18 protein-coding genes and 1 tRNA gene are annotated in these 19,655 nt (G+C 37.6%); 4 read left to right on the top strand and 15 right to left on the bottom strand.

What is annotated here, in order from left to right; genetic code table 11:
* Positions 1–46 precede the first annotated feature (46 nt).
* From ACTBZY_RS00575 to ACTBZY_RS00555, 5 genes are all read right to left on the bottom strand, one after another.
* On the bottom strand, positions 47–1,003 hold the full coding sequence (locus tag ACTBZY_RS00575) for a YheT family hydrolase (protein WP_463044370.1): 957 nt from the start codon (positions 1,001–1,003) through the stop codon (positions 47–49).
* A gap of 242 nt (positions 1,004–1,245) precedes the next feature.
* The gene (locus ACTBZY_RS00570; protein WP_463044369.1) at positions 1,246–3,048 is read right to left on the bottom strand and encodes a hypothetical protein; all 1,803 of its coding nucleotides are present in this window, start codon (positions 3,046–3,048) and stop codon (positions 1,246–1,248) included.
* A gap of 11 nt (positions 3,049–3,059) precedes the next feature.
* Positions 3,060–3,206, bottom strand: coding sequence for a lasso RiPP family leader peptide-containing protein (locus tag ACTBZY_RS00565; RefSeq protein ID WP_463044368.1), 147 nt, complete (start codon positions 3,204–3,206; stop codon positions 3,060–3,062).
* A gap of 223 nt (positions 3,207–3,429) precedes the next feature.
* Positions 3,430–3,513 (bottom strand) — tRNA-Leu (locus ACTBZY_RS00560).
* A 99-nt stretch (positions 3,514–3,612) separates the two neighbouring features.
* Positions 3,613–4,851, bottom strand: coding sequence for an ABC transporter permease (locus ACTBZY_RS00555; protein ID WP_463044367.1), 1,239 nt, complete (start codon positions 4,849–4,851; stop codon positions 3,613–3,615).
* Positions 4,852–4,970: 119 nt separating this feature from the next.
* Here ACTBZY_RS00555 and ACTBZY_RS00550 point away from each other — a divergent pair, with 119 nt between their 5' ends.
* Positions 4,971–6,233: an asparagine synthetase B gene (locus ACTBZY_RS00550; protein WP_463044366.1), complete on the top strand. Its 1,263-nt coding sequence runs from the start codon at positions 4,971–4,973 to the stop codon at positions 6,231–6,233.
* On the opposite strand, the gene ACTBZY_RS00545 is transcribed toward ACTBZY_RS00550, so the two are convergent.
* The 3 genes from ACTBZY_RS00545 to ACTBZY_RS00535 all read right to left on the bottom strand — a co-directional run bounded on the left by ACTBZY_RS00545 (position 6,230) and on the right by ACTBZY_RS00535 (position 8,530).
* Positions 6,230–6,694: a hypothetical protein gene (locus ACTBZY_RS00545; RefSeq protein ID WP_463044365.1), complete on the bottom strand. Its 465-nt coding sequence runs from the start codon at positions 6,692–6,694 to the stop codon at positions 6,230–6,232. The two genes, ACTBZY_RS00550 and ACTBZY_RS00545, sit on opposite strands and share 4 nt — an antisense overlap.
* 80 nt (positions 6,695–6,774) lie before the next feature.
* Positions 6,775–7,890: a TonB-dependent receptor gene (locus ACTBZY_RS00540; protein WP_463044364.1), complete on the bottom strand. Its 1,116-nt coding sequence runs from the start codon at positions 7,888–7,890 to the stop codon at positions 6,775–6,777.
* A 73-nt stretch (positions 7,891–7,963) separates the two neighbouring features.
* The gene (locus tag ACTBZY_RS00535) at positions 7,964–8,530 is read right to left on the bottom strand and encodes a hypothetical protein (RefSeq protein WP_463044363.1); all 567 of its coding nucleotides are present in this window, start codon (positions 8,528–8,530) and stop codon (positions 7,964–7,966) included.
* A 305-nt stretch (positions 8,531–8,835) separates the two neighbouring features.
* Between ACTBZY_RS00535 and ACTBZY_RS00530 the strand changes: the two genes are divergently transcribed.
* A complete protein-coding gene (locus ACTBZY_RS00530; protein ID WP_463044362.1) occupies positions 8,836–10,173 on the top strand; it encodes a cytochrome-c peroxidase in 1,338 nt (445 codons plus the stop codon).
* Here the strand turns inward: ACTBZY_RS00530 and ACTBZY_RS00525 are convergent.
* The 5 genes from ACTBZY_RS00525 to ACTBZY_RS00505 form a co-directional block, all read right to left on the bottom strand.
* Positions 10,162–11,565 carry a chloride channel protein gene (locus tag ACTBZY_RS00525; protein WP_463044361.1) on the bottom strand — a complete coding sequence of 468 codons (1,404 nt, stop codon included), beginning with the start codon at positions 11,563–11,565 and terminating at the stop codon, positions 10,162–10,164. The genes ACTBZY_RS00530 and ACTBZY_RS00525 overlap by 12 nt on opposite strands.
* A 28-nt stretch (positions 11,566–11,593) precedes the next feature.
* Positions 11,594–14,593: a PVC-type heme-binding CxxCH protein gene (locus ACTBZY_RS00520; RefSeq protein ID WP_463044360.1), complete on the bottom strand. Its 3,000-nt coding sequence runs from the start codon at positions 14,591–14,593 to the stop codon at positions 11,594–11,596.
* A gap of 1 nt (position 14,594) precedes the next feature.
* Positions 14,595–15,743, bottom strand: a complete 1,149-nt coding sequence (locus ACTBZY_RS00515; protein WP_463044359.1) for a C40 family peptidase — start codon at positions 15,741–15,743, stop codon at positions 14,595–14,597.
* Positions 15,716–16,747 carry a thiamine-phosphate kinase gene (gene thiL / locus ACTBZY_RS00510; RefSeq protein ID WP_463044358.1) on the bottom strand — a complete coding sequence of 344 codons (1,032 nt, stop codon included), beginning with the start codon at positions 16,745–16,747 and terminating at the stop codon, positions 15,716–15,718. The genes ACTBZY_RS00515 and thiL overlap by 28 nt, the downstream gene beginning before the upstream one ends.
* A 64-nt stretch (positions 16,748–16,811) precedes the next feature.
* Positions 16,812–17,261, bottom strand: a complete 450-nt coding sequence (locus tag ACTBZY_RS00505; RefSeq protein WP_463044357.1) for a hypothetical protein — start codon at positions 17,259–17,261, stop codon at positions 16,812–16,814.
* 137 nt (positions 17,262–17,398) lie between these two features.
* Here ACTBZY_RS00505 and ACTBZY_RS00500 point away from each other — a divergent pair, with 137 nt between their 5' ends.
* Both ACTBZY_RS00500 and ACTBZY_RS00495 read left to right on the top strand, forming a co-directional pair.
* Positions 17,399–17,638 carry a cytochrome b5 domain-containing protein gene (locus ACTBZY_RS00500; protein WP_463044356.1) on the top strand — a complete coding sequence of 80 codons (240 nt, stop codon included), beginning with the start codon at positions 17,399–17,401 and terminating at the stop codon, positions 17,636–17,638.
* A 121-nt stretch (positions 17,639–17,759) separates the two neighbouring features.
* On the top strand, positions 17,760–18,002 hold the full coding sequence (locus tag ACTBZY_RS00495) for a hypothetical protein (RefSeq protein WP_463044355.1): 243 nt from the start codon (positions 17,760–17,762) through the stop codon (positions 18,000–18,002).
* Here ACTBZY_RS00495 and ACTBZY_RS00490 read toward each other — a convergent pair.
* Positions 17,988–18,818: a hypothetical protein gene (locus tag ACTBZY_RS00490; protein WP_463044354.1), complete on the bottom strand. Its 831-nt coding sequence runs from the start codon at positions 18,816–18,818 to the stop codon at positions 17,988–17,990. The genes ACTBZY_RS00495 and ACTBZY_RS00490 overlap by 15 nt on opposite strands.
* Positions 18,812–19,621, bottom strand: a complete 810-nt coding sequence (locus tag ACTBZY_RS00485) for an MOSC domain-containing protein (RefSeq protein WP_463044353.1) — start codon at positions 19,619–19,621, stop codon at positions 18,812–18,814. Before ACTBZY_RS00485 ends, ACTBZY_RS00490 begins: the two co-directional genes overlap by 7 nt.
* Between the last annotated feature and the right edge of the window lie 34 nt (positions 19,622–19,655).

Genomic DNA, 19,655 nt, shown 5'->3' with positions numbered 1-19,655 from the left:
TTTAAATGAAGGTAAAAGAGCCTCTGACACGTTTCAGAGGCTTTTTCTATATAGCCTCATAGTATTTTAGTGCCAAATCTTCAACAAAAGTACTTTCGGATCCAGCCTGCATAAAACCAACGTGCCCCCCTTTTTTGGGTTTAACCAAATGAAGCTTACAGTTATTTTCTGCGGTACCTAAATCATAACAGGAGTTTCCCAAAAAGGGGTCGTTTTCTGCCTGCACAATTAAAGTAGGTACATTAATGTTTCCCAATATGGGCTTAGCAGATGCTTTTTTGTAAAAATCCATGGCGTCCTTATAGCCATGAAGTGGTGCCGTGTATTTATTATCGAACTCAAAGAAATCTTTGGAAGGAACATCTAGGTCTTTGTGATTAAGGAGTGGATTATCAGGAAACTGACCTGCTTTATATTTAATCTTAACAGCAAGCTTATTTAAAAAACGCTGCATGTAAAAGCGTTTCCATTTTTTCTGAAGTTCTAAAACAGAATCTTTTAAATCTAATGGAACAGATGCCACGGCTGCAAAGATGACTTCTTTAGGTAGTTTTTCTGGGTGCTCGGCTAAAAGTCTCAAAGTTAAACTACCACCCATACTAAACCCCGCCACCACTACTTCTTTATAGTTCATTTCCTTTAGGGCATATTCTAATACATACCTTAAATCTTCGGCATCTCCATGATGATAAAACCTTGGTAGTCTATTTATTTCTCCACTGCAACTTCTGCAATTCCAGCCTAAACCATCAAAACCTTGATCTACAAATTTCTTGATCATTCCAGTGACATAATGCCTGCCGGCATCACCTTCTAGACCATGGGTCACTAATATAAGTCTATCGCTACCCGTTTTAACCCACTCTAAATCTAGAAAATCGGTATCTGGTAGCTCAATCCTTTCTTTCACATAAGGTAAGTTTACCGTTCTAAAATAGCTCGGATAAATGGTTTGAAGATGGCCGTTAAACTGCCAAAAGGGAGGTTTAAAAGAAGTTTTCAATGATTTAACTGTTCTAAACATAAAAAACACCAGCACATTAAAACAATGTACTTAATGATAACCTAACCCCAAAACCATAGTGATAGTTTAAAATTTGATAAAAAGAATGCTTTCGCTTTTCTTTGTAAAAAATTAACCCACTATACCTTCTTAAGAAAAGAAGACATAGCGGGTCAGTAGAATAGCTTTTTCAAGCTTATATCACATTATAAAAACAGCTTATTAGGAAAGCTAGTTTTAGTTTAACGCATAATTGCTTTTTTGGTTAATCTCTCCTTTTCATTTATAAATGTTACAAGAAGGACACCACTTGGACTGTTTATTGGACTAATTTGATATCCTTCTGATGTTAGGTTAATGTTATAAGAAATATCTCTTCCTGTTATATCAGAGATGCGGACCATCGGGTTATTCATATTAGTCTTTACTTCTATCCTATTATTTTTAACAGGGTTTTCGAAGACCATATAACTCCCTCCTTTTTCATAATTCACAGAAATAATCTTGGAAAAGACAAAACCTCCGTCCATATCCCTCAGTTTTAATCTATAATAGTTAACCCCTTCGATTGGGCTCATATCATTTTCATTGTAAATAAAGGTATTGGCATTATTAACCATTGCAATCCCCTCAAAGCTTTTTGCATCCCTGCTTCTTTCTAAAACAAATGAATGAAAATCCTGATAGTCCGAAACTTCCCAAGAAAGCTGAACCCTTTTTTCGATTTGCGTTCCTTTCAAAGAATGAATCTTTACTGGAAAAACACCCCCATTGACCCCTACGGTTGGCCCTGTTTTTAAAGTGTTATTTGTTAAAGCACCAGTTTCTATGATTGAGGTTAGTTGAAATGAATCTTTTGGAAGGTTACTCAACCAAATGACACCATCACCGCTGAGAAAATCTTCCCCTCTTAACACATCTACAACCTTCTTAATTAATGCACCTAAAAGATCTAAAGGATTTTTTACCCAAGTTTCCACTTGTTCAATATAGCCCTCTACAAACTCACCACTTCCAGCTATGATACCATCATTAATCATATTTCCCTTAATTAGAATATCACCTTCCACAATAATTTGGTTGTTATTAACACCTGGAATATTTGTGGCTCCAGGTACTCCGATTTGGAGGTCGGCACCTACTCCTATATAACCGTTATTATTAAATACTCCGTGTGAAAATAGATCCCTAGTTACATCTATTCTTGCAGAAGAAGCATTCGTAATTGTCCCTAGAGCACTCTCTAAATAACCGGCCAACACCCTTCCTCCATTTAAATTGTTCAAGGTGCATCCTGCTAGTCTAATTCCTGCTTCACCTAAGACATCAAAGTCCATGACGGCATTTTCTCCATCATTATTTATCAAACAACCAGCTACTATCTCAACAATTCTATCTCCAAGCAAATTGACTTGAGCAAAATTATTCAAAACGCCAATTTGTATAGGAGAGACCAAATAAGTTGTACCATCGGCATACTGTCTGTTATGTATTATACTGATAGAGTCTTGGTTAATATTAATAGTTCCAAGATTAGAAGCACCTAAAATCTCTATGCTTTTACAACTCAGGTTTATGATACCCGAATTTAAAAGATTTTGGGTAAGTAATGAACCCGAATTAAAGGTAAGTAGCCCACCTAGATTATTCCATAAAGTATCTCCAAAAGTGACCGGACTTGATGTATCACAGATAAGCGAACCTCCGTAATTCTTTACTTTTCCTGCCAAGTTAATTACTGGATTACCTAAACCTATCTCCACTAAGCCACCGGTGTTAATGCCTAAATCAAAATTCCCAGAAAACCCTGAAACGGATAAGGCTGGAGCTGCAGGAATCCATTTTCCATTTTCTGTGACACAAATAGATGCCCCGCCTAAATGGTCTGTAATAAAGCCAGTCCATTCGGAATCAACACATATCCCACCATTATTTGATGGTAAATTGGCTGCTCCAGTGGCTACAGTCCAACCAACCCCGCAAACGCATTGCCCTATTAATATATAAGGCATAAAGAGAAATGAAAATAAAATTATCTTTTTCATGGCGTATGGATTTAAGGTTGAAACTGATTAGAACCAAAATCGGATACGGAACCCGTCTTCAGGGTAAGAGACGCCACTGAACCTAAGTTTTTTAGTTTAGGCTTTTGATAATTCTTCTTTCTTGAGAAACTGCTGTTTACTATGTGAACCTTTTTCATGATTGTATATTTTTACTAAAACTTTTGAGTATTACAATCTGAAAAAAGGGAAAACTATGCCATGAGGTTGGGAAATTTTGTTCAATAAAAAGAAATATTAATTTATTGACAATTGTCAATAAATTTAAGATGCAAATAACCAAAAAATGATTCGGCTGAATTCCATGCCAAAATAAGGAAACGTCTTAAAAAGAAAAAGCCTCTCTAAAAAGAGAGGCTTAAGTACCCAGAGCCGGGGTCGAACCGGCACGATATTGCTACCATTGGTGTTTGAGACCAACGCGTCTACCAATTCCGCCATCTGGGCCTAATTCGTGTTGGGAGTGCAAAAGTAGAGTATCGGACACTATTCACAAAGGTTTTTCAAATCTTTTTATAAAACTTTTTTAGGTGCCCACTTTACCTGCTATTCATATCTTAAAGATTCTATTGGATCTAGCTTTGAAGCCTTGTAAGCAGGATAAAAACCAGAAAGCAATCCTACACTAATACAAACCACCAAGCCTATCAAAATCCAACCCCAAGGAACAAGAAAGCTAGATTCATCAAACATGAGTGAAGAAACCAAGTTTCCGCCCAAAATACCTAGCAACACGCCTACTATGCCACCGAATAGGCATATAATAATCGCCTCTATTAAAAACTGCAATCTTATTTTCATTGGGCTAGCCCCTAAAGCCTTTCTAACGCCTATTTCTCTGGTTCTTTCTGTAACAGATACCATCATAATATTCATTAGAGCTATGGAAGCCCCTAAAAGCGTAATGATAGATATAACCAAACCTCCTATCTGCATGCCTCCTGTAATATCCTCTGTTTGTTTCACCAGACTATCGGCTCTTTCTACCTTAAAGCTATCGTCTGCACCTATTTTATCTCCCCTCACCCTTCTCATTACTGCGGTAGCCTCACCTATGGCCTCTTCAATATTTGAAACATTCTTAACGGAAGTAGTTATCTCATAAGAAAATGAACCATTGGTATCATATTGCCTTCCCACACTCAGTGGAACTAATATAACTCTATCATCTCCGCCTCCAGATAAACTACCCTTCTGATCAAGAACACCCACTACCTTAAACTTATCTCCGTAAAACGAAATCTCCTTTTCTAAAGGAGACTCTTTCGGAAAAAGTGTTTTAGCCAGTTCAAATCCAATCACCGCAACTTTGCTGGATAATTGAAGGTCTATCTGACTAATATTTCTTCCGTTTTGAAGCTCGTAGGCCTTAATGCCCAAAAACGCCTCATCTATACCTATAATTCTGGTGTTAGGATTCGTTTTGATGGAGCCTCTTTTTACCTCCGCACTTCCAGTAACACCCGTATATACACTCACCAAAGCAGTCTCTTCCTTCATAAAGAGCTCCTTAAATTTTTTGGCCTCTCTGTAAACTATTGGAGGAACTTTTTTCTCCTTAATACCACTGCCTCGTCCTTGTCGCTGTTCCACTAGAATGTCAAAAGTATTCGCACCAAGACCCGCCATACTTTGATTTACATTATTTTGAATACCATCTACAGCAGTAAGAATGCCTACCAATGCCAAGATTCCAAAAGCAATGATGGCTGCCGTTAAAACTGCTCTAAGCATATTGGCTTGAATAGATCTAAATCCCTCCGCAACATTTTCTTTTAAATTCATCTCGTCTAATTGGATCAATTATTGATTTTTAAACTATTTGACAGCATTTCTTACACTATTCGGAAGCCAAATCGGTTATATTTACAAAATTGGACAGAGTAATTAAAACTAACAAACCAATGAAACGAGTCTTATTGCCGCTTATCATTTTTTTGACTATTTCTGGGTCTCTCAGAGCCAATCAGCTCTTAATTCCTATGGATAATACGCAAACAAACCATCTTAAATCTTATGGTTTGGTTTATTGGATATTGGCAACTTACGAAATCGAGGTGGATTGGTTACTCAATTATAGAGGAGGCAGTTTTATGGTCCCAGTGACCCAAGAATTTATCAACGAGTGCATCATTAGAAATATTAGTTACGAAGTAATTTCTGAAGCTGACGGAGCTCAAATATTAACGATAGTAAAAAATCCAGATGCAAATATGGATGCCGTTAAACTTCAAAAGATACCCAAAATAGCTGTTTATTCACCAAAAAGCACTCAACCTTGGGATGATGCCGTAACCATGGCACTCACCTATGCCGAAATTAAGTATGAAAAGATTTTTGACGAAGAGGTATTAGAAGGAAAACTTCCAGAATACGACTGGCTGCATCTCCATCATGAAGACTTTACTGGTCAATATGGCAAATTCATTAAAATGAGAGGCCAGTCCTGGTATCAGCAGCAGCAAATGGAAGCAGAGGAAATAGCAAGCAAATTTGGCTACGATAAAGTGAGTCAATCTAAACTGGCCGTAGTTAAAAGAATAAAAGAGTTCGTATTAGGTGGCGGCTACATGTTTGCAATGTGCAACGCCACAGACACCTATGACATCGCTTTAGCCGCAGATGGATTGGATATTGTAGAAACACCTTATGATGGTGATGCCGCCGACCATTCCGCCGATTCTAAACTTGATTTTAATAGCACTTTTGCTTTTAAAGATTTCTCTTTGATTTATGACCCGTATACCGTTGAATTTTCAAATATTGACAATACAAGCCAAGAAAGAGGCATACAAGAAAATAATGACTATTTCAATCTCTTCGAATTCTCAGCAAAATGGGATCCTATTCCTACCATGCTAACTCAAAACCATCATAACCTTATTAAAGGATTTATGGGGCAAACTACCGCATACAAGAAAAACCTTATTAAACCTGAAGTAGTTATACTCGCCGAAAACAGAGAATTAAACGAAGCCAGATATATTCATGGAACAGTAGGCAAAGGGTTTTGGACATTCTATGGTGGCCACGACCCAGAAGATTATCAGCATTATGTGGGAGAAGAGCCCACAGATTTGAATTTACATCCAAATTCTGCAGGCTATAGACTCATCCTTAATAATGTATTATTTCCTGCTGCCAAAAAGAAGAAACTTAAAACCTAGGCGTGTACTAACTCTCGTTTTGTTTCATTAAAACGCTCTGTTTCTTCAAGAGCAGAATAGCTCGTGTACAAATACCAGCTAGAAGCCATCAAAACTATATTCTTAACAATGTATTGTCCTGTTAAGGTCAATATCATAAAAGATTGCCATATTTCTGCCCTTAGAAGAATTAAGGGTAAGAAAGCACAAATCATGTGCATAAAAAGAGCATAAAATGCTATTTTGGTAAGTTTCGGAAAAAGCCAGATTAACCCTAATGCACATTCTCCAGCCCCAAAAACAGTTAGAAATGAATCAATATCCATGAATGGAGAAAGTGTTAAGTTGAACAACTTTACCACCAATTCCTCTGCAGGTGACACACCAATAATTTTCAAAAACCCAAACCAAAAAAACACGACAAAAAGTGCCATTCTGTTTATTTTATCTACATTTCTAGTAGACCTTATATTTTCTATCATTATATATCTTGTTATGAGACACAGCCGAAATCATTTGAAGTATGAATCGGCCATATACTCTTTGTGCTTTTAAATCTGATTTAATGTATTTGGCTGCCAATGCTTTTATGACCTATCCCAATAGTTAAACCGAAATTGATAAGATAATCGGCAAACGCAGCATCACCCGCCCTTGGCGTTCCCGTGAGTTTTTCAGTTTCCAAGTCTGTCAAACTCTGAGGTCTGTTTCTGTACAACACTACCGGTACATTTAGACTAACCATCACTTGATTTTTCATAAAAACAACCCCTGGATCTAAAGAGCCCGCCATTCCTGGTCTTCTAAACCCTAGGCTACCTCCTATGACATCTTTTACAGGAACGCCTTCAAATCTTCCCCCTAAGCTTAGGCTTAAATTTGGGTTAAAAAATGAATAGCTTAGTCCAGCAGAAAGGGAATATTGGTCAGTCACCGACATAATAGACTCGTTTTCTAAAAGAGGGCTTAAGGTTTCTCTATAAGTTCTTGTATGATTGACTTCTTTAGGATTAGAAAGATAAAACCCAGAACCATATACGCTAAGTCTCGTTCCTAATTGCTTAAAACCTTGTAAACCTAAAGTAACACCAAAACCGCCATCACCTGGCTGAATAGATTGGTCTACTGGCCTTAGCTCATCCGTTCCATTTGGACCGACATTATAGAAAGTACTTGTAGCTCCATATTGCCCAGTTGGAAGCTTAAGACCCAAGTTTAAAGACATATTGGCGTTATGAGCTTTGGTTACATCTCTCACCCAGTATCCCACGCCTATTCTAGCATCACCCAAGCCCTTTGAAAACGAAGAATGCCTTTCTGTTCTACCATGTTCATATAAAGAACTGCGTTCATTATAAACTAAAGGGAGATTAGCCGTAATGAAGGTCTTGTTTCCTAATCCATAGGTAAAATTCAAATCTAAAGAATGACTGTAATTAATAACCTCGGAGCCATTAGCCACCCTGTCTGGCTCTTCATGTGTTCCTCTAAAGTGTCTAAACGATTTGAAATATCTATAGTTGGCACTAAAAAGTGCGTAACCTTTACCTGTCTGAAGAGAAGAATTAGGGTTTCCTGAACAGGTAGAAAAGTGCCTAATAGCCACACAGCCTTGTGCAGAAACATATATATAAGGAATGATAAGCAATAGTAATATTGCAAGTAGTTTTTTTAACATCTTGATTATAATTTAATGTATACAGCAATGCACCAACATGCTCTATTGGTGATTTTTAAATTTAGCCCTTACATTAAATTAGTTGCGGAGGAGGCGTATCAATTAGAGATATGACGGAGTTAAAAGCAGCATTATGACAAAAAATCACTCGCTGTTTTTCTGTGAAATAAAGATTCAAATACTGAAATCCATCATCTGAATTTGTCTTAAGCTTCAAAAACATCCAATTGGATAACAGAGAGCGACTATCAGAATTCTGATTCAGTGGGTCGTCTTCACTAGCACCTACACTATCAGATAGCATACTAAAGATTTCTCTAGCGTTATTGTTTTTTATATACTTAAAATAGAGCGTATCATTAGCAAAATTCCTTTCTACCAATGTATAGAACTCGCCATTTTTTTCTAAAAGCCCATTCCCTTTTTTAGGAGCATCCCATTCAGAAGCATAAGGGAGAGCCATTGACATCTTTATTTCTAAAATTTGAGGTCCTTCTGCTTTACTTAAATGAGATGCGGTGGTAATATCACCCTCTCTTTCTAGCAAGCTTAAAAGTATAGTAGGAACTAAGAAGAGGTTCGCCAAAAAGCAAACCGCTAAAAGTATTCCACCAAACTTTAGTTCTTTCCTATTATTCACCACAATCAAATTTCATCCGAAATTTATATTAATTTAGAAAGAACTCCAATTCTTACAGCGAAATATACAATATTCCTACCTAAAAGAGCCTAGTCAAGAAACATGCCATTCAAAAAATGAATAATATGCTTTTTGATTTTCAATTTCACTATCGTCACACAGGTCTACAGAATGGTACTGAAAGTATTTCTATTTAATTTTGGTCCCTTTTAAGAACTGTTCTGGATTGATTTTTGCAGCACAAAAGGAAGCTCACTTATCTAACTATTATGTATAAAAAGTTCTACCAAGCAATCCTAATTATAGTGTCTGCATCTATTTTTTGGTCTTGTAACCCTAAAGATGAATTAGAGATTAAGGCTAACGACATCGACATTGCCCTTGAGAATGCTCTTATAGCCAGTTCAGATGGAGTGGGTAAATCATTTTATCAAATGCCTTCTAGTGATGATTTCTCTAAGATACCTCAAGATCCCCTAAATAAACTTACCGCTGCAAAAGTAGAACTGGGTAAACTATTATTTCATGAAACGGGCATTGGTCAACATCCTACCAAGTCTATTGGTATGAATACCTATTCTTGTGCCAGCTGTCATCATGCCAAAGCGGGTTTCCAAGCTTGTATGCCACAGGGTATAGGCGAAGGTGGTATAGGATTTGGTCATTATGGTGAAGCCAGAAAGAAAAACCCTGCATATGCCGATGCCAATATTGACGTGCAACCTATTAGGTCTCCCTCTGCTATGAATTTAGCTTATCAAAAATTAGTTCTTTGGAATGGTCAATTTGGCGGAACGGACAAAAACATTGGTACAGAAGCTTCTTGGACAGCTGGAACCCCAAAAGCAACGAACAAACTCGGTTTTGAAGGTATAGAAACTCAAGCTATAGCGGGTCGAGATGTTCATAGATTAATGATCGACAAGATTTTCATGAGCAATGTAGGCAACTACAAAGATCTCTATATTAAGGCATTTGACGAAACAAGTTTTAATAATCCTCAAGAGTTAAACAAGAATGGCTCTTTAGCAATGGCCGCTTATGAAAGGGTTTTATTGTCAAATCAATCGCCATTTCAGCAATGGTTAAAAGGAGACTATAACGCACTGCTAGATGAAGAAAAACAAGGAGCTATTTTGTTCTTTGGTAAGGGTAACTGTGCCAGTTGCCATAACGGACCATCTTTAGCAAACATGGAGTTTAAGGCTATTGGCATGAAGGATTTAACCAAAGGCAGCTACGGAAACCTAGAGGTATATAACGTTACTGATCAAAGTGTGGAACACAAAGGTCGAGGAGGCTTTACAAACAGACCTGAAGACATGTATAAGTTTAAGATACCTCAAATTTATAATTTAAAAGATTCTCCCTTTTACGGACATGGAGCATCTTTTACATCAATAAGGGATGTGGTTGCCTATAAAAACAAAGGGGTCTCTGAGAATCCTGTAGTTCCTAATGCTCAATTAGACCCTAACTTTAAGCCACTGAATCTAACAGAAAACGAATTAGATCTGATAACATTGTTTATTAAGAATGGTCTTTATGACCCTAATTTAGAACGATATACTCCAGCCAGTTTACCATCTGGCTTGGGCTTTCCAAACAACGATATTCAAACAAGAATTGATCTAGGATTTTGATTTAGTTCTCAATCCTAGCTCTTTAAAAATTTCTGTTTCTTTCTGAGCGTAAAAGGAACTGGTAGATATCAAGTTGGCTGCTACATTAGCCACCATGCCGGCCAATAAAAAATAGAAAATGGCGGAGTGTCTATCTGTCATTTCAAGCACCAAAATAGCTGCTGTAAAGGGAGATCTCGTTACTCCAGTAAGGAAGCCAATCATACAAACTAACACCATAAGATTATGGTTCTCTTGGCCCATATGAAACGTACTTACGAGCAAATGACCTAACGCCGCTCCTGATGATAAGCTGGTGGAAAAAATACCTCCAGCTCCACCAATACTAAATGAGAGCAAACTGCCAATCATTCTAGCAGGAAGCATAAACCAAGGTAATTCCTCACTGGTAAACAGTATTTCATTAATTAAATGCTTTCCTGTACCCATAGAAAAATTCCCTGTAAAAAAGACTAAGGCGGCAAAGAGCATCGAAATGCCTAAAACAAACAAAACCTGGTGGCCTCCTTTTTTAACTTTCTTCCTTAATTTTGAAATTTCTGTAATGCCTTTGGTGAAAACGGAGCCTAAATAGCCGGAAATAAATGCAAAACCAGCTACCCAAAATAAACTTAAAAAAGGCAATTTACTTATTTTAGGAAAACCTAAAAAAAGGTAAGATCCAAGAAACAACTGAGCCGTAAGACCAGAGATGATAACGGCTCCAAAAACCGCAGTACGAAATTTACCTATATGTGATTTTGTGAGCTCTTCCACCACATAAACTATCCCCCCAAGTGGTGTATTAAACGCCGCTGCCAATCCAGAAGCTCCCCCGGTAATAAGCATCACTTTTTGAGAAACCTTCGGCCATTTCTCTGGAATTAACCTATAAACCGTTTCAAATATAGAACCTGAAATTTGGAGCATTGGGCCTTCTCTCCCGATAGCACCTCCACCTAGCAATAATGCTAAACTGCTAACAATTTTAATTAAAATGATTTTCAGGTTCAGAAGCTTATCCACCAATAAACCATTTCTAGTACCCGCAATATTGACTGCTGCCATGAGCTGCGGAATACCCGAACCTCCGGCATTTTTCTCATATCGCTGCACCAGATACCAGCTTAAAAACATAAAAACCGGGGCTATTACAAAAATTAAATAGGGATTAAATTCAAAGATAGCTATGCTGGTCGTTTCTACAAATTCAAAAGCTTTCTCATAGCCTACAGATACAAGACCCACTAACACAGAAGCTATCCAGAAAGGGATAGCTTCATAGGGTATTTTACTTAATAAATTCGCTGGCATCCGCTGAATAAGCTTCAAACCAAAGCGTGATTCTTTCCAATCTCGCAGTTTACGCTGCCAAGCTATTTCCCACGGTTTTAAATGGTATTTTGGTCTCAAGAAAAAATCACACTTTAATATTCCTAATCTACTTCAAACTTGACAGATAACTCACTAAATCTACCAATTGTTTCTCTTCGAAAGGAAATTTAGGCATAAGAGATATATTTAACTGCTTTACGGAGGTTACATCTTTCAGTAAATAAATAGTTTGTTCAGATTGTCCTAAAAGTTTAACATTTAATTCATTTTCAGTCTTAGAAGTCACGATCGCCTGAAACTGCGTACCGTCCTTTAATTTTATCTCCTGAGTTTCGTATCCAAAACCCATTCCCTCGGAAGGATTAAGTATAGCATTATAAAGACCTTCTTTAGATAGCTTCGCTCCTATTTGACTAAGTCCAGGTCCAAAGTCCACGCCTTTTCCACTTGCCAAGTGGCACGAGGAACATAACATTTCAAAGGTCTTCTTCCCTTCGGCCACATCACCAGTTTGTTTTATCATTTTGGCAAGGTCGAGTTTTGATTCTTCGTCTTCGCCAAAAAACTCAGAAGCCTTTGCTCTGATGTCTTGATGCCAAGTTCTCATCATATGATCCTTGGCTATATCCATTACGTCTGCGGGTACTTTGTCTGCCTTAATTAATTCCCATAGACGCGACTCGCTGTCCCAGCCATTCATGGCCTTCATAGCTTCTTGTCTTAGAGATAAATCCAATTTAGGATTTTGAAAAATACTAATTAACAAATTGGTTATTGGTTCAGAATCCACAGCACCAAAACGTTCGGTTGCATTTTTCGCTTTTGCAATATCCGAATCCAGACAAAGGCTCTTTACTTCATCCATGCCATAAAATTTCACAAAAGTGTTGGCAGCAGATTGAATATTGCTTGTTTCAATGTCCGTTCTAAGAATCTTAAGGAGTCCTTCTTTTTGACCCTTTAGGTCAAATTTGGCCACTATATCTAGGAAGTCTTCACTACTTAATTCGTTCACAAAGTTAGAAACCTCATCTTTTAATTTAGGATAAGCCCCAAGATCATTGATGTCAAGTTGTCGGAAAATAACAGTCTTCTCTTCCACTTCCTTTGCTTTGCCTAACAGGTTTAGCAGAATGCCATTCTTGTCGCCAGTTTTTTGAAAATCCATGGCTCGGTAATACCTCCACTTAGTATCCATAGGTTCATTAGCTATTATCTGTCCAAGTAAATCTAAGGTTCTAGAACTTCTACTTCTCCAAACTATATCTTTTGCTGCTGAAGAAGTAGCCCATCCATCATCTACGGCATCTAAATATTTAGATAAGTAATCGTTCCATTGATCCTCTGCGGCTATGCCCAACGCTTCCAAATACCATCTATCTTTCCCATCATACATGGACGCTAATTTTAGCCATATTTCTGGAGCACTTTTATAACGAATAGCCAATGCCACCTCTCTTCTCACCTGAGCCGAAGCATCTGCGGCCAGTTCATTATACAAGGTGGAGAAATCTCCTTTTAATTCTCTAGCCGCTCTTACAGAAACAATCCTGATATGAGCATCTGCATCTTTTGAGGCCTCTGTAAGATAATCTTTGCCATTAGGAAGTTTACTTAATAACCATAAGGCTCTGGCTCTCATTCGAGGGTCAGTGGACTTATAAAGCTCTTTTAAACCATCCTCTGCTTCGGTTCCCATATCATGAAGTTTATTCCATGCTATATATCTGGTAGCAACATTTGGGCTTTGTAAAGCCATAATGTTTCCTGCCAGACTTTCAAAATCTGGCTTGTTAACTTTATAAGTATTTCCTTTAGGAGCTACTCTATAAATTCTTCCTCTGTTCTGATCGCCAATGGCATGCCCACCCACGCCCGGGTCGTACCAATCTGAAATAAACAAGGAGCCATCAGGTGCCACTGTCAAATCTGAAGGTCTAAACCATCTATCCCTTTTAGACCCATCCAATATATTTAAAATCTTGGCCGTGTATCCTGCACCATCATCCGTAACAGGATATGCTCGTACCACGTTTGGCCCAGCATCTGTATGAATCATCTGATTCTGATATTTTTCAGGAAGTAGTTTACCTTCATAAACGACCATTCCGGTAGGAGAACCTGCATAGGTTTGAAGTACATTAGGCACAACACCAGGGTCGTTTAAGTGCCAATGTCTCAATGGAATGGAATCCTCCATATTTACCCTTCTGGTTCTCCAGTCTGAGCCTGTCATTTCATCTTTAAAGCCATAATTTCCGTAATCCATGACATAGTTTATCCTAACCCCTCTATTGCCATCGTCATCGTTGTCAGATTGCCACATGAGACCATAAGAATCTACAGCTACCTCGTAATTATTTCTAAAGTTCCAAGCCAACAATTCGACATTGTTGCCTTTCAAATCTGCCCTATAAACCATGCCTTCTCTGTATGGTTTACCATCGGATCTCATCACTCTTCCTTTACTATCATAAAGCGGTTTCCCATTTTTAGTCAACAAACCCTTTCCTGCATTTCCATAATTAAAGTAGAATTTCCCATCTGGTCCAAAAGTAAATGCATGCATTCCGTGGTCGTGGTCTTCTCCGCCAATTCCTTCGAACAAAATTTCTTTTTTGTCTGCTACATCGTCTCCGTCCTCATCTGTAAAAACAAAAACATAAGGACTCACAGAAACCACCACTTTATTTCCAAACACGCCTATTCCTAAAGCAGCATTAATGTCTTTGCCCTGATAGAAAACCTTGCTTTTATCTGCTTTTCCATCTCCATCCGTGTCTTCCAGAATTAAGATTCTATCACCTTCCTCATCTATCGTATTTTTAGGATTAAGCTTAGACCTGTAATTATACCCCTCACAAATCCATACTCTTCCCTTGGAATCTATATCCATGTTGGTAGGATTTCGCATCATTGGTTCTGATGCAAAAAGTGTAACTTCTAAATCCTTATCCCCTAAATCAATTCCTTCTAATGCATACGCTGAACTTCTTTTTTGTTCGTCTGAAAGGGCATCATATTCGTTTTGTGATAATTTCTGATGGCCACTATTACATGAAATCAGTAAAGCAGAAGCAAAAAGAAAAGACAGGATTTTCTTCATTTTAATAGAATGTTTTTGGGTTTAGATATCTTGTATTATTACTTCCAATAATTCTTTTAGCGAACAGAAACCTATTGAGATTAAAGTCATCATAAAACTCCGATTTAGGATTAAAGCTCCCATTTTTAACCATGCCCGAAGAATGAATAAAGTCTAAATCTCCAAGATATATGGCTACATGAGTAACCTTAGGGCCTTTATCAGACTGTCGTCCAAAAAAAAGAAGATCACCTTTTATCAGATTTTCGAAACCGTTTTCAGTGTCAATTTCATCACCAATCAAAGCCTGCTGAGAAGCATCTCTAGGGAGATAAATCCCATTCATCAAAAATGAGGTCCTAGTGAACCCACTGCAGTCTACACCTTTCCAGCTGGTACCGCCCCATAAATAAGGCACACCCATCAATTCTTTACTTCCATCAGGTGCATTTTCAGGCTTAGCATTATGGACGAAGTCTGATAAAGATTTCAAATGATGATGTGGCAAATAAGCTATCCTTCCATCAGGATATTGAATTCTTGAGTATTGACTTCCCTTATTCAAAAGTTTGAAAATATTACCAAAAGTGATATCCGAAACTTTTGCACCGCTTCCCTTCTCGGATGCATAACTAAAACCAAAAGGCTCTGTGTAAAGCACCTTATCCTCATCTGTGTCAAAAAAGTTTTCAAATGAAATGGCAGAGCTTTCTATGAAACCTATATACGCATCAGGTGTTTGAACCCGATACCAATATCCCGACTTCTCCAAAACTCTTAGTGGCGTACCCAAAAGGGCCTGAGTAGATAACTCTGAAGATTCTTGAGCCTTAGCTCTAATATTACCAACAGATACATTGATAAATGCCAAAGTATCTGACTTTAAGCCTTCAGAAGGTAGTTTTTCTAAGGCATTGGTAATGCCAGCACCTTTTAATAAATCTTTAACCTTTTGGCTGACAATAACATTGTCAGTTTGCCCTTTAAGAGAATCATTTATGATCTCATAAGTAAATACAGCGGTTCGTTGATCTGGTGTATAAGAGGATTTAATTTCCTCTAGGGCGTTTTCTAATGCTTCATTCGATTCAGAGATTCTGCATGAACCTAAGAAGAAACAAATAGATGTAATGAAAAATAAAGTTACTTTTTGTCTTGAAAATGATTCCATCCTTGAGCAGTAATCTGAACTTTCTCGCCAGAGTTTGTGACTAAAATATTGCTTTTATCCTCAGTAACGAAACCTATCGGAGTAATTTCTGGAATAGCTTTAACCTTTTCATAATCCGCCTGACTGACCGTCATCAATAGTTCATAATCCTCTCCACCATTCATAACTACGGTTATTGGACTGATATTAAATTCATTAGCTGTTGTCAAAGTCTTATTCTCAATTGGAATATTATCTACAAAAACCGTCAAGCCTACACCAGAGCTTTTACTAAGGTGTAATACCTCAGATGCCAATCCATCAGAAATATCGATCATACTGGAAGGTACAATCCCTTTTTCTTTTAAATCATGGATAATATCAGTTCTACCTTCCGGCCTCAATTGCCTTCCTACGATGTACTCGTACTCACTTAATTCGGGCTTCATTTCTGGATTATCAAGAAAAACCTGCTTTTCTCTCTCCAAAACCTGCAAACCTAAGTATGCTGCTCCCAAATCACCCGTGGCACAAAGCACGTCGTTAGGCTTGGCTCCGCTTCTGTAAGCAATAGCCTCTTTAGCCACTTCACCCACTGCAGTAACAGAAAGCACCAATCCAGACCTAGAAGAAGTGGTATCTCCGCCTACTAAATCTACTTTATAATTCTCGCAAGCGGCGTTAATTCCCGCATAGATCTCCTCTACGGCTTCAACCGAAAAACGATTACTAAGCGAAATACTAACGGTAACCTGTTTAGGTATACCATTCATGGCAGCTATATCCGACACATTTACGGCCACGGCCTTATAACCTAAATGTTTTAAGGGGGTGTATGAAAGGTCAAAATGAACGCCTTCTACCAACATATCTGTAGAAATCAAGGTGTAGTGCGTACCAGAATCAATAACGGCCGCATCATCTCCAATTCCAAAGATGGTTGAAGGTTGATAAATTTTAACTTTCTCTTTCAGCCTGTCTATCAAGCCAAACTCTCCTAAATCTCCTAGTTCCGTTCTTTCCATTTTCGATTAGAATAAACAAAAAAAGGCAGGCTAATTGCCCACCTTAGTTTTTAAATAAAGTTTTTTATTGTGGTATAAGTGTATACCTATTCGTGGTATTCCCTGTTTTAGGATATATGTCGTTCATCGTAATAACAAACTCTGAACCGTCCTCTGAAATACTATTTATCGTAAAAGTCAATGTCCCTCCTGTTCCTGTTGGCTCTGGTGAAATTCCAGAAATTACCAAAGTACTTTCTCCCTGAACGGCATAAGTACCCGTAAAAGTCTGACCACCTATCTCTGTTATAGAAGCTTGCGGTGGAGAAGAAAGGTTAAGTCTGTAGGCAGAATAGCCCGGCTTTAAATTCGAACTTCCTCCAGAAGAATAAACTGTTGAACTGTTTTCAACCACATTCCTTGCTACCCAAACCTTTGCGATTCTCTCAGAGATGGGGCTTATCTTCTCTTTACAAGAAAAAGTAAAACTAACCAACATCACTGCTACTGCTAAAAGACTGCTTGTTCTTTTCATTCAATCGTTTAATTTTCGATTTTTAAATATATGCGAAATTATTTCTTAATAGTGCAAAGCACAATTTTTTTGCCAATTATTTCAAACTTAATAAGCTAAAACTTGTTGTCTACTTAAAATACGACATTTCCTCTTCAATGGATGCTTTAAAGAAATACAAAAAACAACAACTGGCTTTAAGAAACGGACAAGATAAAGATGAAATCTGGGTGGCCTTTAACGGCATCATTTATGACGTAACTAGCTCCAGGCTATGGAAAAACGGTAAACATTATGAGCACTGGGCGGGTCAAGATCTCACAGAAGAATTGGCCGATGCTCCACATACGGCATCTGTTTTTGAAAAATTCGTTAAAGTAGGGCAGCTAGAAGAATAAACTTATTCTAAACATCATCTCCCTATGAATTTTAGAACTTAATTCCTTTGTCGTGTTATTTTTGCAAAGCGTTATTTATGACGCCAACCAGATTTAATATTTTGAAATTTTAATTTTAGTAATGAAAAAGTATCTAGACACTTTCCTTCTTTTTGGTAGCCTTGGACTCATCGTTATCTGGGTAGACCAGTTTATTTACAAAGATGTGGATTTTAAAGACTGCTATTTCTTTCTCATGTTTTCTATTGCTGGTTTCTTAATATACCTATACAGAAGAGGCTTAAAAAAAATGGAAGAAGATAAAAATAAACCATCCAAACCCAAAATTAAGCCTACTATAAACCAGAAATCAAAGAAAAAGTAAAACAATAGGAAGCAAGAAAACACCATCGCCCACCCATCGGTAACGGTCTTGCTCTAAAAAGAGCTCTTGTTTGGCAGGCATAAAAGAGAGTATCTGACTCATTATCGCTAATAATAAGCCAACTTGATGTATATAATCCCAACCACCTGAGAATAAGAAAATGGCTGAAAACAAGACTACAAAGCCTAAAATGCGGACGATTCTTACGGTAGTTTTTTGACCAAAAAAATCAACTGTATTGTCGGACGCTTTCTTTGAAAAACCTTCAAAATAGGAAAAAATTAGAAGGTTTTGTGAAGCAATTAGGAAAAACATAAAAGCCAATATCCACCCACTGAGATTAATAGAAGAATGCTCTACGTAGGCTATTCCTATTACTGCCAAACAATAACAAATGGCCGTAGTTGGTTCCTTTAACCATTGCATTTTATTCGTTTTCAATATTTTATTCAAAATGAAAAAATAAAGTACCAAACAGGCCGAAAGTATGCAACCGTACCAAAAAACTGCTTTTGGAATAAAAAAACATAATACACTAGCTATTAAGGTTAGCACTACCACCAAAACAGATAGGTTGAATTGATGCTCTGCATGAAACCGATGCCTTTCCGAAGGGTTTTCTGGATAAACTTTCAAGTCTAACAGTCTATCTAAGATGTAAATAATCCAAGTAGAAATACCCAAAAGAAGTATGGAAGGAAAATCAATCTGTCCATTTCCATCTGGTAATTTCCAGAATATCATAGAGCTGAGCATGGCTCCCAAAACCACGTTTAAACTGAGAAGATTAAAAAAATGAAAAGCTTTCTTTAACACGTTTCTGCGGGAATAATATTCATACCTAATTCTATTTCTCCCTCTTTGGCTATTACAAAGTTTCTGCCAAACAGAACCTTTTTGCCTTCTCTCCTATACTGGGCAAGCGTTTTCAAGGGTTCCTTGTCTCTTTCTGAGCCATCTAGTTTGTTGGTCACCATAATACATCTAGCACAGTTTTTCACGCCTATAATTTGAGTTTCTCCTATGTTTAATGCTCTTAAAGCATCTTCCTCAAAAGGCTTAACGCCGGAAATAACAATATTGGGTCTAAACCTCAACATCTCCACAGGACTTTCTAATCTACCGTTCAAATCTGCTAAACTAGCCTCACTTATCATTAAGATAGGATATCCGTCTGCATTACTTACGATTTCATTCCCACTGATAGCATATTTAAGGTCAACTTTTCTCCTTGAGCTTTCAGGCTGAAACATGAGCTTGACCTTTTTCAATAGCACCTCAGAAAACCATTGACTAATACTTGGAGAAACTTCTAGAGCATCAAAAACATCGTCCCATACTTTGATGGCCTCCTTTGGAGTGGGAATATCTTCAGATTGAAACGGCACCAGTACGGCATTTCCAGTTCTATCATCCGAAACCCTTATACCATTATGTTCAATAATGGTTTTTAAATGCACCATTTCGGGCATTTCTCTTTGAGTAATATGATAGTTGTTTTCATCCACTAGCACCCACCTTCTATCAAATTCTAGCCCCCTAGCCGTCAATAAACTCTTACTTAGGCTTATTCCTGATAAAGATTTGATAGGATAAATATAAAGCGAAGTGATCTGCATGACGCAAAGTTAAATCACCCAAAATATTTTACAG

The organism is Arcticibacterium sp. (genome assembly GCF_055134445.1).
The sequence above is the reverse complement of the archived record's forward strand: the minus strand, read 5'-3'. Positions and strand labels throughout refer to the sequence as shown.

Coding starts and splice junctions, on each gene's coding strand:
- ACTBZY_RS00485 (WP_463044353.1), bottom strand. CDS start 19,621: ATGCAGATCACTTCGCTTTATATTTATCCTATCAAATCTTTATCAGGA.
- ACTBZY_RS00540 (WP_463044364.1), bottom strand. CDS start 7,890: ATGTTAAAAAAACTACTTGCAATATTACTATTGCTTATCATTCCTTAT.
- ACTBZY_RS00495 (WP_463044355.1), top strand. CDS start 17,760: ATGAAAAAGTATCTAGACACTTTCCTTCTTTTTGGTAGCCTTGGACTC.
- ACTBZY_RS00500 (WP_463044356.1), top strand. CDS start 17,399: ATGGATGCTTTAAAGAAATACAAAAAACAACAACTGGCTTTAAGAAAC.
- thiL (WP_463044358.1), bottom strand. CDS start 16,747: ATGGAAAGAACGGAACTAGGAGATTTAGGAGAGTTTGGCTTGATAGAC.
- ACTBZY_RS00555 (WP_463044367.1), bottom strand. CDS start 4,851: ATGAATTTAAAAGAAAATGTTGCGGAGGGATTTAGATCTATTCAAGCC.
- ACTBZY_RS00570 (WP_463044369.1), bottom strand. CDS start 3,048: ATGAAAAAGATAATTTTATTTTCATTTCTCTTTATGCCTTATATATTA.
- ACTBZY_RS00565 (WP_463044368.1), bottom strand. CDS start 3,206: ATGAAAAAGGTTCACATAGTAAACAGCAGTTTCTCAAGAAAGAAGAAT.
- ACTBZY_RS00515 (WP_463044359.1), bottom strand. CDS start 15,743: ATGGAATCATTTTCAAGACAAAAAGTAACTTTATTTTTCATTACATCT.
- ACTBZY_RS00545 (WP_463044365.1), bottom strand. CDS start 6,694: ATGATAGAAAATATAAGGTCTACTAGAAATGTAGATAAAATAAACAGA.
- ACTBZY_RS00550 (WP_463044366.1), top strand. CDS start 4,971: ATGAAACGAGTCTTATTGCCGCTTATCATTTTTTTGACTATTTCTGGG.
- ACTBZY_RS00520 (WP_463044360.1), bottom strand. CDS start 14,593: ATGAAGAAAATCCTGTCTTTTCTTTTTGCTTCTGCTTTACTGATTTCA.
- ACTBZY_RS00505 (WP_463044357.1), bottom strand. CDS start 17,261: ATGAAAAGAACAAGCAGTCTTTTAGCAGTAGCAGTGATGTTGGTTAGT.